Origin of the sequence: Microscilla marina ATCC 23134 (assembly GCF_000169175.1) — a bacterium.
In the GTDB taxonomy this organism is placed as follows: domain Bacteria; phylum Bacteroidota; class Bacteroidia; order Cytophagales; family Microscillaceae; genus Microscilla; species Microscilla marina.
The window spans coordinates 163,643-179,819 of sequence record NZ_AAWS01000014.1; the positions used below are offsets into that span (position 1 = coordinate 163,643).

The following is a 16,177-nucleotide window of genomic DNA, read 5'->3' on the forward strand; positions in this document are numbered from 1 at the left end:
TTAATTTTGTTCTTTGATAAACGTTTAATCTAGGGTAAATTCATCTTCTTCTTCGTCTTCATCTTCAAGTATATAAGGAATCAAGTTAATTTGCAAACCACTATCTTCTATAAAATCTTCACCTTCGGCAAGCAAGTCATCGTTATCATCAGGATAATACCAGTTAATCACTACCTTGCCCCCTTGTTTTTCATAGTTTTTAAGTGTTTGCAAAAGATTCAATATAGTTTTAGAAGAGCTTGTATTGAAATATACCAGACGAAAATCCCACGTAAGTGTCCCCTTAACCTCTTTGACATAAGTGTCAATCCAGTTAAGGATAGGCTCATAAAATTGAGGTGCATCCTCAATGTATGACTCACCTAGAATCTCACACTTGCCCGTTTTGGCGTTCAAACGTATAGTTGGTGTGAAAAACACTCCTTTGGTCCCTTCTATATACAAATCTTTCATGATCTAACCTTTATTTATTCTTTTATATACATTACCCATCTTACTTTAATTGGTGAGGTATAATAATCAATGAATAATCATTTTATTATTTATGATAATGTAAGGTTTAGATCATAAATATAAAAAAAATAGCTTTAAAAATAGAAAATGGGAAGGATCTTTCTTTTGAAGCATATGATTGCAAGGTGATAGTCTGATAAAGCTTATTTCATCACTTTTACACAAAACCCAAGATAGGTAAATTCATCGTTTATTCTCTCTGCTATTACCTGTAGTCCGTGTCCAGAGAGCAGCGCCATTTGTACTAATCCAATACCTGCCCTTTTATTTTTCTGATCCTTGTCTTTCTTGCGTAAGTCTCGTTTAAACTTTCTGAGCCCATCTCTGTCCAAAGAATTAATGTATTCGCAACGTTCGAGAAGTGTTTCTACAGAGGAGTTGCTTACAGTATTGCCTGTAATAAGTAAGTAGCAATCATCCCGTTCGTCTATAATAAGGGTGCCTACCGATTCGTTGCCAATAAACGTGTTTTGTTCCTCTGAGTAAACAATTACATTTTGAGCTAACTCTATAAATATTGCTAATAGCTTGTAGTGGACTTTGGTTTTTTTAAAGGTGCGTTGAATATAACCCTTAATTTTGGCAATTAATTCATGCGTAATAGGCCCCTTGTAGGTAATAATAGGTGCCTGTACCTGAAAGTCAGTATGATACATAAAAGAATTAGCCATGCAAATATCAATGGTCGCCAACATTAGTATAACTAGTTTGAATAGTTTTTCTGCATATTCATCAGCTTGAGCTACGTAAATTGAACATACATGAAAAAATATGAATATATAAAGTTAAAGCTACGCTTTTTGGTTTTTAAGCATAATCACTTCCATAAAAGTAACCTAGTGGTAGATATTGAAGGGTTTTATCAAAAATTATGCGAAATTCAGACCATCATTTTGTTTTTAAAGTGAAGTGTCTGGTGTTTTATTAAGCGTTTTTTAGTAGATATAGTACAGGTAGTATAATCACAATGATAGTTTGAGATATATAGGTAAAATATTGTTTTTTGATAAAAAGATGATTGAAAATTTTGCTTCAATGTCTTTTTTGAAATTAAGTAACCTTGTCCTTGGCTGGCTACTCTATCCTTATATTATACGTTTGATAGGTACCGACAACTTTGGTTTACTCATTTTTGCTCAAAGTCTGATGCTCTACCTGGTGGTATTTACCAACTACGGTTTTTCATTGTCTGCCCCGCGTGAAATAGCCCGTTTATACAAAACCAAACCTAAAGAGTGTATTCAAAAAGTAAGTGATTTTTTTTATACACAAATCTTTTTGGGGTTAGTATCTTTTTTTTTATTGTTTCTATTAGTGCAAGCGATCCCGTTTTTGGGTAATAATAGCCGACTGATTTATGGTAGTTTTGCCATTGTATTAGGGCAAATTTTATTACCTGTATGGTTTTTTCAAGGGATTGAGAAAATGCCCTACCTTGTTTATTTTAATTTATTCGCCAAAATCCTTTTGATTGTAGGGATTGTATTGTTTGTACACCAAAAGTCAGACTATATTTTCATCAATTTGTTTTGGGGTTTGGGTAGCATGATTGCTGGCTTGGGTGCGTGGGGAGTAATGATTGTTCGTTTTAAAGTTCGTTTCTATAAGCCTTCTTATCAATCTATTTGTCATATATTGCGACAAGACTTCCACTTGTTTGTGGCAAACATTACCAACATTATTACCTTTAATTCTACGGTGATTATTATGGGTTTGTTTGCTACGAATGAAACTTTAGGTTTATATAGTATTGCCGATCGTATATTTATGATTGCACGGCAAGCAGTAGTTGTGATTCATCAAAGTATTTACCCTAGAGTAGCACAACTTGCCAACGAGTCGTTATGGGAGTTGAAACATTTTTTTAAAAGATTTTTGCAGTTAATATTGGTCTTTGTGGTGCCAGCCACAGGCATACTTTATTTTTTTGCCCCTGAAGTAGTGTATCTTTTTGCTGGTAAAGTATTGCCTGAGGTATCATTTTTTGTGCAAATATTGAGCTTTACTCCACTGCTGGCAGTGGCTAATTTGCCTGCTTGCCAGGTTTTATTAGTCACGAACAAAGAGTTTACATATACTGTTTTGTCAATGATAGGGGCCGTTTTTCATATTATATTAAGTTTGATATTGATTTATAACTTTGCTGGATATGGGGCAGTTTTGGGGTTGTTTTGTACTGAATTGTTTTTGTGGCTTATATTTAATTTTAAGCTCTATCAATTAAACAGCAAATTAGACTGACTTTTATTTATGCAGTGGTTGTAGGGGAGAGGGTTGCTCAAACAACTCTATACTATTATAACACATCAATTAGTGTTGTTTTGGGTAAACCTCAAGCAATTAAACTTAAATTAAAGAGTGATTTGACGATATAAACACTTGTATTTTTACTTATAAGAAATATTTATGGCAAATATATTATATAATTGAATTTATCGTATTTATATTTGCACTCAGTAGAGTATTTGTAGCTGTTTCTATGAATATGCCACAAAATACTTTATCTTTAAGAACAATATATTTGAAACGAACTTACATACGTAATTATATTTTAACTTTGAATATCATAGTGAAAAGCATATTATGTGTTTTTCCTCTAACCACATACAAAGACATAATACAACTGCCCAAATAGACTTGGTAGCAATCTTGTTACCCTATTTCAGAATATGTATTATCTACAAAAAGCTTATCTGAATATCATTTTAGGTGATGTTAGGCTGGACCTGATTTCATCCTTTAAAGTTTTTCCAAATCTCTAAAACCTTACTCTATAGATATACACCTCTACTGTTAATTAATATTCGGAACACAGGTAATCATTAAAAACCAATTGTATCCATCGCTAAGTAATTTGTTCAAAGTAAGCGTCCAGGTTTTAGAAAAAATTTCGAAGTTAGACAAGGCAAAGAAGTTTTAAGCTAAACCAGATAGCTATTGCTAAGGTTTACCGAAGCCCCATCCATGGGTAGACATGTTACTAAAAGCATTGATGGTATTGAAGAAAATTTTAGTCTTTAGCCATCAATTAATGGGTATAAATAGGCTCGATATGATTACTAGAGCAGTTGGCTATAAAAATCATTTGTAGAGAACTGTTTTGTAAAATTAAACATTGTGATAATGCTGCATAAATCTGCCACATTATTTGTATGGGCATTGGTTATGATCACTCAGGCTTATGGTCAGGTTCAAAGGCAAAACTTTACCACTCTCATTGGGCAAAATACTTCACAAAGAGCAGTAAGAAGCGCAGTACCCTTTCTCACTATAGCACCTGATGCGCGAAGTACAGGAATGGGAGAAGTAGGGGTGGCTACCAAGTCAGATGTAAATGACATATATTGGAACCCTGCCAAACTAGCTTTTATCGACAACAAAGCCTCGTTTTCATTTGCTCAAACCCCTTGGTTACAGGTGATGACAGAAGGACTTTATCTCTATCATCTGACGGGTAACTATAAGATTTCTTCGAATCAAAGCATGGGCATTGCAGTACGTTATTTTGATTTAGGAGATTTAGATTTTGTAAACGCCTCCGGACAAATCAGTCAGCAAGTCTCTCCCCGTGAATTTGCCGTTACCTTTGCCTACTCCCGCAAATTATCCAATCATTTTAGTGCGGCGGTTAGTGGTCGCTTTATCCACTCTAATGTTACTGCCGATGTATTGAGTGCCACTCAACTCCAAAACCAGGCAGGAGCCACTGGATCAGGAGATATTTCTGTCTTTTATAAAAATGAAGGAAATTTTGGCACCGTTCCAGTAGATTGGGCAGTAGGTGCGCATATTTCTAACATAGGACCTAAAATTTCATATAATGATAAAGCAATAAGAGGAGTAATACCAACCAACTTTCGGTTAGGCACTTCTGTTGGCTTGCATTTAGACGCTCTTCAGTTATTGACAGTTGGAGTAGATTTCAATAAGTTGTTGGTACCTTCTCCTCCGGTAGTTACCCCAGAAGGTGTAATTATTAAAGGAAGCACTCAAGATAAACCTGTGATTAGAGGCATTGTCGAATCTTTTGCTGATGCTCCAGAAGGCTGGCGCGAAGAATTGCAGGAAATTACTTGGGCAGTAGGGCTAGAGTATTGGTATGACAATACAGTGGCTGCTCGTTTGGGTTACTTTTCTGAAAACCCCACCAAAGGTGATCGTCGCTTTTTTACTTTAGGCATGGGGGTAAAGTATAAAGCTGTACAGGTAGATGTTTCTTATGTTTTAACTGCGCAGCACCAACACCCATTGTCAGATACTTTTAGAATTGGAATGATTGTGAATTTTGGTGAACCTGAAGTCACCATTGATGAGAGTGATGATTAAAAAAAGCAGATATATATCTTATTATAAAGAAAGCCCTTACTGTTAACAGCAAGGGCTTTCTTTATAGGGTTTTCAAATAAGAAAACAATTGTTTTGGTTGAATGGTGTATGGGTTGTTGTACTTTTTATGAAGCACCAATTTGTGTTGTTTGTCAACAATAAATAGTTGCATAGATGGAGTTTCGTTGTCAATTTTTATACCTGCCTTTTTAAAAAAACGATTGTTTGCATACATCCCTTGTTGGCTTTTCAAAGATGCATGGGTAGCCACCTTTTGTTGGTGCTCTGCCACAAAAAAAACTGTTTTTATTTTCTTACCTTTAAATATTTTGGTTAAAACATGTTGGTATTGGCGTGCATCATCATTTATAAAAGCAATGGCTGTATACTGATCTTTTGCATTGTTTGGCAGTTGGCTGACAAATTGTTGTTTTACCTTTTGTTGCTTGCTTGGCGTATGTGCCGAAGAAATAAAGTATACAGTAGGAGCTACAATTAGGTAAATGACAAATAATATTTTTGTTTTTTTGTTCATGTGTTTAGTTGTGGTGTAGTTAAATTTGCACTTTTTTATTAAAAACACCCTTAGTACGTTCTGAAGAGTATTTTATTATATGATAAATCAAAGAAGGCCCTCATGTGTTCTTAGTCCGTATGTCTTAACGATAACTTTGTCGTAAAGTTCTTGTTTTTTTAATAAAAAAGTTTAAGGAAATGTGGGATGCAAGTTTCACTATAAAAAAGTAATACTTAGAAGAGGCAAAAAATGATAGAGGAGTGATATAACTGGCAGAAGGAGTAGTACAGTGTAGATTAGGTATAAAACGAAAGTAGTTTTCAAGCTATTCCTTCGTTTACCAACAAAGTCAGTTGTGAAGCAAAACTATGTGCGATTTCTCTTAAACTAGCCCCTGTTTTGCTTTTAGAACTTTCATTTTCGATAAAAGCTGATGAATGATTATTTAAAAAATAATCTCTAATGCCCCAACCAAGTTGTACTACGAAAAATGTTAACATTTCTAACGGAATGTCTGACCTAACATTGCCTTTTTGTTGTTGATCATGCAAGATTGCCCGATAATGGTTACAAGCTTGTTTCTTTAATAATTGGGGGAGGTTGCCTAGCTCGTGGTGAGGATGTTCGCGGTGTACACAATACAAAAAACGACTCAATACTGGGAAATCAACCTCAAACCGCGCTGTGCTTGTGTAGATTTGTAATAAAACTTCAGATAATTCATCTTCATTGGACTGTTGCAGTAAGCGATCAATGGTTTGATATTTCTTCGTAATGGCGTACTCGACCAAAAACAAGTACAAGTCTTTTTTGTTTTCGAAGTACTTGTAAAGAGTACCTTTGGCTATTCCAATTTGTTGGCTGATGTACTTGACCGAAACGTTCTCATAGCTCTGGTTTGAAAATTCTTCGATAGAAGTTTCAATGAAGTGATTTTGCTTCGCAAAGGGTAGTTTCCAAAATGCTGTTTTTGGCATAGCTACTAAATAAATTTAAGAACATGTGAAATAATAAAACTCCTATTTTTTATACGAGGTATACTTAGTGGAGTTAGGCTTATGTCATATATTTGTTAAATTCGTAATATTAGCCAGGCCTTAGTTATTGTTGTTGATATATCAGTTTAGACAAAATATTATTTAGTCAAAGAGAACTTCACCAAAAATACTTTTGTTACTTCTTTGTCTCTTAATTCAGGGTTTAAGAAGGGAAGCGTGATCATAGATACTGGAAATTTCTTAAGTTTTTTGATCACTGTTGTCTTCTGCCGTAGGTTTTTAATTTCTGCCAAACCTTTCTCGTTAGTGTAAATCCAGCATGTACCTTCTTTTGCCAAATCTAATAAATCTTTTGAGTTTACTAAATCTTTTGTAAACCCCGAACGGTAAAAGTCAAGCGAACCAAAGTGCAAATCTTGCCCAAATACATAAAAACGGTTGAGTTTGATTTCTCTTGTTTGTGCCACATATTTAGATATAACTGAGCCTGTTTGATACTCAAATAGGTTACGGTATACATGGGCATTCATTAAAAAGTTAACTCCCATGATAGTCATCAGTGAGGGCATAATAAGAGCTTGAAATGCATTTTTTCGGGTAATAAGAAAGTACACACTAACAGCCAGGGCTGCAATAGCTACTCCCCATGTGAGTATATTTTGCAAAGGAAAAGCCCAGGTTGAAAGAATGATAGCCAGTGCCCAAAGGATAATGATAGTAAAAATCTGTAGCCCCATATTTACCCGCATCCATTTACTCCTATAGGCTGGCTCATACAATACCTTATGTAAATAACGAGCTTGTATAATAGCGGCCAGTGGAAATACAACAAAGGTGTAGTGAGGTAACTGATATGAGGATAGTGACAAAGCTAGAAACGGTAAAACAAACCCCCCAGTAGTAATCCCTTCTGGCAATTGTTTATGCTTATTATTATTCGATATTTTGAATTTTTGTCGGAATAATTGGCGAATATTTTGAAAAAGCGCAGGTACAAAGATCAATACCCAAGGTAGAAAACTCCATAAAAAATTTTGAGCTAAAAAGTATATAGGAGGGTTTTGTGCATCATTGGAAGCAAAAGTGTTTTCGCCAGTAAGCCTACCAAAGCTTTGTTTCCAGAAATAAAAGTAGAGTCCAGAACTTTTGTCTGGATGGTTTGCATAAGCAGGGTTAGCGTCAAACTGCATATATAAACCAATGCTCATAGGAAGTAACATCAATGCCACAATAACGAGTCCTACCAACCATTGCCAACGAAAAAAGCTTGCCCAGCTACGTTTGAGAATAAAGTGCACCGAAAAGGCCAGCACAGGTACCATCAACCCTATGGGACCTTTGGCAAGCATAGCTATACCAATGCCTACAAAGCCGAGAATAAGATTGAGCCATTTTTTATACTCATTAAACTCTGCAATTTGCCAGATAGCAAATATAGTAGCTGCAGTGAGCATAGTATCAGTGCGTATGTCATGATTCATCAGAAACATTGCCTGACAAGAGGCCAGCACCAGTGCCGCCAGGTAGCCTATTCTGGTATTGTAATAAAGCTTACCTAAGCGATAAGTAGCATAAAACCCTATAAAAGAAGCTATAATGGGGACAATTCGGAATACAAAGTTTGATACTCCAAATAACTTAAAGAACAAAGCGGAAACCCAAAACAATAAAGGGGGCTTGTCAAGGTAGTCTTGCGAGCGCTCTTTTACCTGCAGGTATTCGCCAGTTTCCATCATTTCCTTTGACATAGCAGCATATTGAGAGGCGTCAATATCCATTACATCTAAAAAAGCACCAGCAATATATACGATGCCAATGCCTACAAAAGGTAAATAATTTATATACTTCTTTATCATTTATTCTTTTCGTCTCTTTGTTGTGTAGCAGCGTGCGCCAAATACATTTTTTTTGATATAAGTAGTACCAATACCTGTAACATAAGTTTACAGGTACTGATCACATTATATATACACTGACTAATGAGCGCGCTTTTGTAACAATATCAATCGGTAAGTTTTAAACTTCTTAAAATTTGCCTCGTTACGTTCGCCTTTAAAATGTTTTTCCCTAGTTCCTGCTAGTTTTTTCTTAAACTTCCAGTTTACAAAACGATGTATTCTTGGGAAACGATCCTGGAATAAATCCATTCCTAGTTCAAACGAAGGACGAATAGCTTCCATCGTAAAAGTATTTACTACAGTCATTGTAGGAGCAATTTTGTCAGTAATGTCCTCATCTTTGATTATATCAAATGGGTGCTTGGCTAAAATTTCTTTGTATTGGTCTAGCCAGTGTCCTCCCCCCAATGGGCGATGGTTGTGCTCCTGATACCTGAAAAAATCACAAATTAAAATATGTCCGCCTTCTTTGAGGTACTGTGCTGACTTCTCAAAGTTGGTTTGCATGTCAATATACTGAAAGCTTTCGCTGAAAAGGACCAAGTCATATTTTTTATCAATTTTTACATCCTCGTAGCGTCCATGAAAAACTTCTGCTTTGTCGCTTAGTAACTCTTTAATCCGGGCTGTCAAACGTTTGGAGGGTGATACACAATCTACCTGATAGCCTTTCTTTATTAGTTGCTCTGCTACTTTGCCTGTACCACTGCCTACGTCTAAAATTGTTTTTACTCCTTCGGGAATGTGACTAAACAAATGATTGGTATAGTTGATTTGAGCAGCACGCAAGTTTTTTACTTCGGGCTCGAGCCCATTTTCCCAAAACCCATAGTGAAGGTATTCTGTATCTAAGAAAAACTTGAGAAAAATCATACCTATGTCCAAGCCTACTTCCTGTGAGTCAAGTTTTTTTTGTCTTTTTTTGAATAAACCCATGATATGTTGTGAGTAAAATATAATTGTTTAGAGTGTCTAATTTTAAAGCGTAATATTATTTTCTTGAAAAGATGTTATATTTAAGGATACAGTAAATTGCTCTGAAACCATCTTTCCAGTTAATTTTTTTGCCTTCAGCATAAGTCCGCCCATAATAAGAAATACCTACTTCGTAAATTCTCACGTTTTTTATTCTGGATACTTTGGCCGTTACTTCAGGCTCAAACCCAAACCTTTTTTCTTTTAGATTGATATTTTGAATCATATCAGTTTTGAACAACTTATAGCAAGTCTCCATGTCTGACAGGTTAAGGTTTGTAAACATGTTAGATAGAAAGGTCAGGAATTTATTGCCGATGGTATGCCAAAAGAAGAGAATTCGGTGAGGGTTGTGTCCCATAAACCTTGAACCATATACTACATCAGCAAAACCCTCAAGTACAGGTTTAAGCAACATATTATACTCGCGGGGGTCATACTCCAGGTCGGCATCCTGAATAATCAGGTATTCTCCACTGGCTTTTTGGATACCTGTGTGTAGGGCAGCACCTTTTCCCTGGTTTTTTTCGTGTTTAAAATAACTAATATGAAGCTCAGGATTTGCCTCTATGTATTTCTGAATAGCCTCTTCAGTGCCATCTTTAGAGCAGTCGTTAACAATTACAATTTCTTTCTTGATATTATCTAACAGCTGAACATCTTTTACCTTGTTAAGAATAAGGTGAATTGTTTTCTCCTCATTATAAGCTGGAATAATGACTGATAGCTTATTAATTTTCATTTGTATAAAAATTTTCCCGTTAAAATGGGGATGATAAAAAGCCAGCAAACCTTCATTACTTTGTGTTTTTCAACAAAGAGTAGAAGAGAAAGGGAATCCCAAACTGGTTTTGCTTATTTTTTGTATATAAGTACACCGTAAACTAAATTTCTTATGCTTTACTCCCCCTGACTTCTTTTAAAAAAGATCACGCAGTAGCTAAGAGCTTGTTTAAAATTCACCTAAAAGGCGTTTTACGCGATTTTTGCACTCATATATTGCTAAATTTATCAGCAATAGCGCTGCTATTACTTCAAAATTTAACGCATCTGAGCACAAAACTCATCGAAAATCACACTAAACGCGAAAATTTAAACAAGCTCTAAGGTTTTGATATACATTAGAATAGGAGCTTTGCCTTTGGCTAAAAGCGTGCAATCCCGGCGGAACTGCCAGAGCAATAAAATGCCAAGAGGAAAAATTACCTTTAAATATGAAAAGTTATTTTTTGTCCACTCCTAAAAGAACCTTATGACTATTTAGAAGAAAGTTGAGCAATGTATAAGTAGTGCTTTGGATCTTTCTTCCAAAAGACTTGCAAAGTTATACATTAGTTTGTAATTTATAAGTTATTCTTTTTTTTTTAGTCAATAAGCGCAACTTAAATCTTTCATTATTTACACTTATATACATAAGGTTGTCTTTTGAATCATTGAACCGTCAAAATCTTTCATTATTTAATGGCAGAGATGTTTGGGAAGAACAACCAGGCTTACAAACATAATGTAAGAAGCCAACAAGCATATCATTACCTTATAGCTGACTAAGCCTGTAAAGTAAAATTATTGATTCTTATATTAAGTTTGGCGTGATTTTCACTATATTACCTAATCAAAAATAATCTCCTGTTTACTGCGAAAAAGCTACTTAAAGAATAGCAGTACTGATTTTTTTTTTTGAAATTAGCGCAGACTAAGACTCGACTAACAACACCCTTTTACAAGACGGAAAGCAATTGAAAAAGAAATGAAATATGCTTAAGAGGATAAAAAACATACAAAACCTATCTATTCGTTTAAAGTTAACCTTGTTTGTTATTTTCTTAACAGGCATCATCACAGGAAACTTTTTGTATGTACAATACTATAATAACTCTTTGATTGAAATTTCGGAAAAAACCATAAATATTGCCGGAAAAAATGGAGCATTATCGCAGCAAATAGCGTTGTATGCTTTAGAAATCAAAAACCGAAGAGATAACCTCCCTGAGTTAAAAACAAAATTGAAGCAGGCTGTAGATAAACATAATAGCTATTTGATGGCACTTGAAAAAGGGGGATATGTTGATGTAGATAATGAACAAGTGCATATTGACAAGCCAGCTCCTAAAGCGGTGCAAATTACGCTTGGTGTAGTAAAGGAAACCTGGAAACTCTACAAAAAAAATGCTGAGGTTGTAGCAAATCTCAAAACCATTGATGATAAAACCCAAACGCTCAACTCAAACGTCAGAAAAGCCATAGAATACTTGCTTGAAAACTCATCCGATATGTACGAAAAGGATAGCAAGCTGGTACAGGCTGATTTAAGGTATTTTACTGACAAACACGACAAGCGTCGAAACATTCTCATTGCTCTTTTTAGTGCCAATATTGTTTTATTGTTTTTAGGTTATCTCTACATAGATTATGTAGTAATAGGACCGGTATCAAAAATTGCCAAAATTGATGATATTATTAGCGAAGGCGACTTTGAACAACGTGTGCCTTACAAAAGAGAAGATGAACTGGGTAAGGTAGCCCACGCAATCAATACATTATTTGAAAACCTCCAGAATGCAACTGACTTTATTACTGCTATAGGTGAGGGTAAACTAGATGTAGAGTATCAATTAAGCGTTGATAATGGGCTACAAAGAGCCGACCGACTGACGGGGGCGTTGCTTGAGATGCGTGACAAAATGAGTCAGGTGGCAGAAAGTGACCGACAGCGTAACTGGATATCTGAAGGTTTGGCCAAGTTTGCCAATATTTTGCGTGAAGATAAAGATCGGGCAGTAGAAGAGTTTACGTATGATATTATTGCCAACCTAGTAAAATATACTAATGCCAACCAAGGTGGATTGTTTATTGTGAACGATCGCCAAGGCGACTCTCCATACCTTGAACTACTATCAAGCTATGCTTTCGAAAAACGTAAGTATGTAGACAAAGTCATTCATAAAGGAGAAGGACTGGTTGGAGAGGTTTTTCAAGAAGGCAGCACGGTGTATATTACTGATGTACCCAATGACTATGTAAACATTACTTCTGGTTTGGGTGACTCAAACCCTCGTTGTATTTTGATTGTGCCGCTTAAATTGAACGATGAGATTTTTGGAGTAGTAGAGTTAGCATCTTTTTATCAGTTCCAACCTTTTCAAATTGATTTTGTTGAAAAACTTGGAGAAAGCATTGCTTCTACATTCGCTTCTATCAAAACAAGTAAACGTACAGAGCAACTATTACTAGAGTCGGTACAACTGGGTGAACAGATGAAAACTCAGGAAGAAGAAATGCGCCAGAATCTTGAAGAGTTGGTAGCGACTCAAAATGAGGTAGAAAGGCAAAACCAAAAGATTACCAAACAAAAGACAGAACTGGAGAAGGCACTCGAAGATGAAAAAAGAAAACGTGAGAGTGTAGAAAAACGAGAAGAGACATTACGTAAAAACCTGGAAGAGCTTAAGCAGGCGCAGCGTGAAATGGACATGAAAACGGTGGTTTATCAACGCCACCGTGATGCCATCTGGTTGATAGAGAACAACCTGATTATAGACTGTAATGATGCAGCCTTGCGTATGTTTGGGGTAAAAGATAAGGTAGACATGATAGACCGCATGCCTGACTCTTACTCTCCCAATGAGCAAGCCGATGGGCAAAGGTCTAGTGAACTATTGAAAGCACATGTCAAGAAAACCCTTGATACAGGAGCCACTATTTTTGAGTGGCAATATGAAACCATTCAAGGTGAAACCATCAATGCAGAAGTTCAAATGAATGCTTTTGATTTGGGTAAAAAACGTATGATTATGGTGGTAAACCGAAATGTTAACTTACTTAAGTCTCAGGAACTGGAACTGAAAAATAAAGCAGATGAACTGAGAAAAGCAGAACGTGACCTACAGAAAAGTATAGACCAGCTGGTTGTTACCCAAGAAAAACTACGAACCAAAGATCAGGAAGTAGAAGAAATTAAATTGCAAGAAGAAGAAAAAGCCAAAGAGATAAGAGAAAGTCAAAAAAAGCTATTGCATAATATGCTTGCAAAATCGAAGCGCGCAGAGATGGACTTAAAACGGGAACTTGTAAAAAGAGAGGCCTCTATTGAAGCTTATAAACAGCGGCTTACACAACTACAAAATGGGGGTAAGAGACGGCGCAGAAAAAAATAAGCCATAAATAAACTAAAATAACAAAAACAGCCTAAAAGATAACTTTTAGGCTGTTTTTGTGAGTCTGTTCAATGAACCATGTCAAAAAATCATAAAGTACTGATAACCAATATACATTTTTGAAAAAACACAGTTTTGTTGAGCGCTACCGCTTTACCCTAAAATGCAATGTTGGCATAAAACCAGTACATTTGCTCTTAAATAGAACACTTAAGTGAGTTTTGTTTTCTGACGAATTTCAAAATTTATTCCACAGTGAACTAGCATGGTTTGGTTTTTAAATTTCGATGCATACTGAACAAAAAACATAAAATAGACTTTACAAATTTAGGAGTAGGTGTACTAATTACTGTTGTCATTGTTGTTATTCAGTACTTGGTTTAATAGCTTTCTCTTCTCTTCTTTGACGATCTTAAGGATTGCTCTGTAGTCCTTTTCGCCACCTAAAATTTTGATAACCTTGTTGGCATCATTATTTATTGTTTGAAGAAACAATTCTGTCATAGAGGTAGAGTTAGAGTTACCCATAAATACCATCGCAAATAGGTAAGTGTTAACTATTTTTGGTATTTCTCCTAGCCTGTCCCAGTCGAAACTCTTTATTACGGTTTTCTTTGTATCATCATCAAAATTTACAGCACCTTGCAGCAACTTTTCGAGCTCCTGATCCGTGGTATCTGGGTCTTTTAATTGTGTGGCCAATGGTCTTTGATCATTAATAGTATTACTTCCATGAAAGTCGTACATAAGTCTATGGAGTTCTTGTTGCTCTTTGGGGGCATTTTCCTTATCAAAATCAGAGGATAAAACAGCCAGAACATCATCTTTCTTTTTTTTGTAGTTTTGTACCCGTGGATACGATGTCCAGTTCTCCCAAGGCTTTTGGATGATTTGTGGCTTATCCTCCTTTAACTGTTGGTTCAGGTCTTGCATGCACTTTTTTGCAATGTCTTGCAGAATGTTCCTTATAGGAGCCACAGGGTCATAGCCAGTAGCTTTATGCTTCTTTTCTACACGAATATTTGAATTGTTCAGCTCCTTATTATAAGGGTTTTTCCCATTTTGAAACTGCTTAAGTGTCATTAACTCATAGTTATTCCAACCGTCTACCACTGTACACTCTTCAGGGTTTATATCTCTGTCAAGAACATTTACGGTCTCTCTACGATCCTTTACTTCCCCTCCATTCCGGGTTATTCCCACGATTGCATTGTTAAGCTCAACCCTCTTAGGTTTGTTAGGCAAGGTAAGAACAAAAGCATGGTCATAGTAATTCATATCAGAAACCATGCTGCATTGAACCACCCATTGATCAGTAGTGTTTGCTTTCAGTTGTTCAGTAATAACCTGACTAAATGTGCCACAGTTGCCTACTCCCAGGTAGCTAAACAGGTATGCTTTCAGCGCCTTATGGTGTTTGGAAACCCAGGCGTTGAAATTAGTTTTCTTAGGCAAACAATTGAGTATATCGTCTTCTCGTGCTATTAATTCTTGTATGAAAAAGCTGCCCTTTTGGGGCACTTTTTTATTGTCATTATCAGACTTCTTTTCCCAAGTCCATGTTTCTACATAATCACGAAGGTAAGCTACCTTTATTGTGCTTAATCCCTGAGTATTGCTGACTGACCCTCTACGGTTTCCTCGGCGCATGCGTTTATACCCCAAGTCTGGGTTGGGTTCCAGGGTAGTTCTTAATGCTTTTTTCTCTCCTTTGCGTTGCAATACTGTTTTTCCGCTACTTTTGCTTTTTTGTTGTACTACGGGAGTAGTATCGTCTGATTGTTTTTGCAAAGGCGTATGCATAATTTTGTCTGCAACCTCTTCGCGGGTGGTGTCTATGTTGTACCCTTGTATGGTAGTGTTGCCCTGAGGGGTGCCATTGAGGGTATTGTCTATAGCATGGCCTAGCTCGTGCTTACGGTTTTGTAAGGTAAACTGCCCAGAGGCATAATGAATGTCCTTGCCCTGAATGGTGGCCTGTGCCCCTACTTTGTCCGGAAACGAAGAGTTTTGGTGCTCCTTATAACCTGATAAATCTACCCCATATTGTTTGCCCATTTGGGTTTTAAGATCTTGGTTGTCTACATTTGGTTTACGCTGTATGGGGCTTTGTTTAGCTTGTATTGGCCTTTGCTTAGCCTGTATCGGCCTTTGTTTAGCCTGTATCGGTCTTTGTTTAGCTTGTATGGGTGGTTTTTGTCCTTCTTTAGTAGTGAACGTTTTGGAAGGATTCTTCATCTGGGTGACCTTTGTTGGAGTAGATAATTGCGGCCTTATTGTTTGATTGGTCGGCTGTTGTTCATTTTCTGATTTGTTGAGATTTTTCTGCATTGTTTTGAAAATGTTTAGCGGTGTACTGTTAAAAAACTGTTGTCCAATAACTTCACGTTTTGACTGTGGTTTTGGACGCTTGGTTTTGAACCTATTATTAAGTTAAGGCAATAAGGGAAGTTAAGCATCTGGCAAAGCATTACAAAGGTGCATCAAGGGAGCACAAATTGTTAACAAAAGGTGGTAAGTCATTTATAGTGAGTTACTTGTAAGCAATCAAGAAAAGCTATAAGTGAGGGGTGGAGCGTGTTAGGATTCTTTTTTGAAAGTGGCTTGAATGGAGTGATTTTCCTTGTAGAGTGTTAGGTGCTCAACGAAGCCAATGTTGCCTCGAGTGGTGAAGTGGCTCTATTATGGAGGAGGAAAACACCTTAAAAAAGAAAATCGGTCTATCCATTGGGTAGAATAGGCCGATTTTTTGAAAATAAAAGCTATGCTTAATAACGACTAAGCCAAAAACCGATA

General features: G+C 36.3%; 11 protein-coding genes. 3 read left to right on the plus strand and 8 right to left on the minus strand.

The window, feature by feature from the left end; genetic code table 11:
* Window positions 1-24 precede the first annotated feature (24 nt).
* Both M23134_RS15140 and M23134_RS15145 read right to left on the minus strand, forming a co-directional pair.
* A complete protein-coding gene (locus M23134_RS15140; protein WP_002697598.1) occupies window positions 25-453 on the minus strand; it encodes a DUF1987 domain-containing protein in 429 nt (142 codons plus the stop codon).
* A 203-nt stretch (window positions 454-656) separates the two neighbouring features.
* Window positions 657-1,184 (minus strand): SiaB family protein kinase, encoded by a 528-nt coding sequence (locus M23134_RS15145; RefSeq protein ID WP_232296808.1) that lies wholly within the window; start codon window positions 1,182-1,184, stop codon window positions 657-659.
* Window positions 1,185-1,527: 343 nt separating this feature from the next.
* On the opposite strand from M23134_RS15145, the gene M23134_RS15150 reads away from it, so the two are divergent.
* Window positions 1,528-2,754, plus strand: a complete 1,227-nt coding sequence (locus tag M23134_RS15150; protein ID WP_045113636.1) for an oligosaccharide flippase family protein — start codon at window positions 1,528-1,530, stop codon at window positions 2,752-2,754.
* A gap of 882 nt (window positions 2,755-3,636) precedes the next feature.
* The gene (gene porV / locus M23134_RS15155; protein WP_002697603.1) at window positions 3,637-4,839 is read left to right on the plus strand and encodes a type IX secretion system outer membrane channel protein PorV; all 1,203 of its coding nucleotides are present in this window, start codon (window positions 3,637-3,639) and stop codon (window positions 4,837-4,839) included.
* 61 nt (window positions 4,840-4,900) lie between these two features.
* Here the strand turns inward: porV and M23134_RS15160 are convergent, their stop codons facing one another.
* From M23134_RS15160 to M23134_RS15180, 5 genes are all read right to left on the minus strand, one after another.
* Window positions 4,901-5,374: a hypothetical protein gene (locus M23134_RS15160; protein ID WP_002697605.1), complete on the minus strand. Its 474-nt coding sequence runs from the start codon at window positions 5,372-5,374 to the stop codon at window positions 4,901-4,903.
* Between the two features lie 302 nt (window positions 5,375-5,676).
* Window positions 5,677-6,333: a TetR/AcrR family transcriptional regulator gene (locus M23134_RS38215; protein ID WP_002697606.1), complete on the minus strand. Its 657-nt coding sequence runs from the start codon at window positions 6,331-6,333 to the stop codon at window positions 5,677-5,679.
* A 158-nt stretch (window positions 6,334-6,491) separates the two neighbouring features.
* Window positions 6,492-8,210 carry a glycosyltransferase family 39 protein gene (locus M23134_RS15170; RefSeq protein WP_002697607.1) on the minus strand — a complete coding sequence of 573 codons (1,719 nt, stop codon included), beginning with the start codon at window positions 8,208-8,210 and terminating at the stop codon, window positions 6,492-6,494.
* A 120-nt stretch (window positions 8,211-8,330) separates the two neighbouring features.
* Window positions 8,331-9,188, minus strand: a complete 858-nt coding sequence (locus tag M23134_RS15175; RefSeq protein ID WP_002697608.1) for an SAM-dependent methyltransferase — start codon at window positions 9,186-9,188, stop codon at window positions 8,331-8,333.
* A gap of 55 nt (window positions 9,189-9,243) precedes the next feature.
* Complete coding sequence (locus M23134_RS15180) at window positions 9,244-9,969, minus strand: glycosyltransferase family 2 protein (protein WP_045113664.1); 726 nt, start codon at window positions 9,967-9,969, stop codon at window positions 9,244-9,246.
* A gap of 1,012 nt (window positions 9,970-10,981) precedes the next feature.
* On the opposite strand from M23134_RS15180, the gene M23134_RS38220 reads away from it, so the two are divergent.
* Window positions 10,982-13,381, plus strand: coding sequence for a GAF domain-containing protein (locus M23134_RS38220; protein WP_002697610.1), 2,400 nt, complete (start codon window positions 10,982-10,984; stop codon window positions 13,379-13,381).
* 342 nt (window positions 13,382-13,723) lie between these two features.
* Here the strand turns inward: M23134_RS38220 and M23134_RS38225 are convergent, their stop codons facing one another.
* The gene (locus M23134_RS38225) at window positions 13,724-15,619 is read right to left on the minus strand and encodes a hypothetical protein (RefSeq protein WP_157558495.1); all 1,896 of its coding nucleotides are present in this window, start codon (window positions 15,617-15,619) and stop codon (window positions 13,724-13,726) included.
* Window positions 15,620-16,177: the final 558 nt, after the last annotated feature.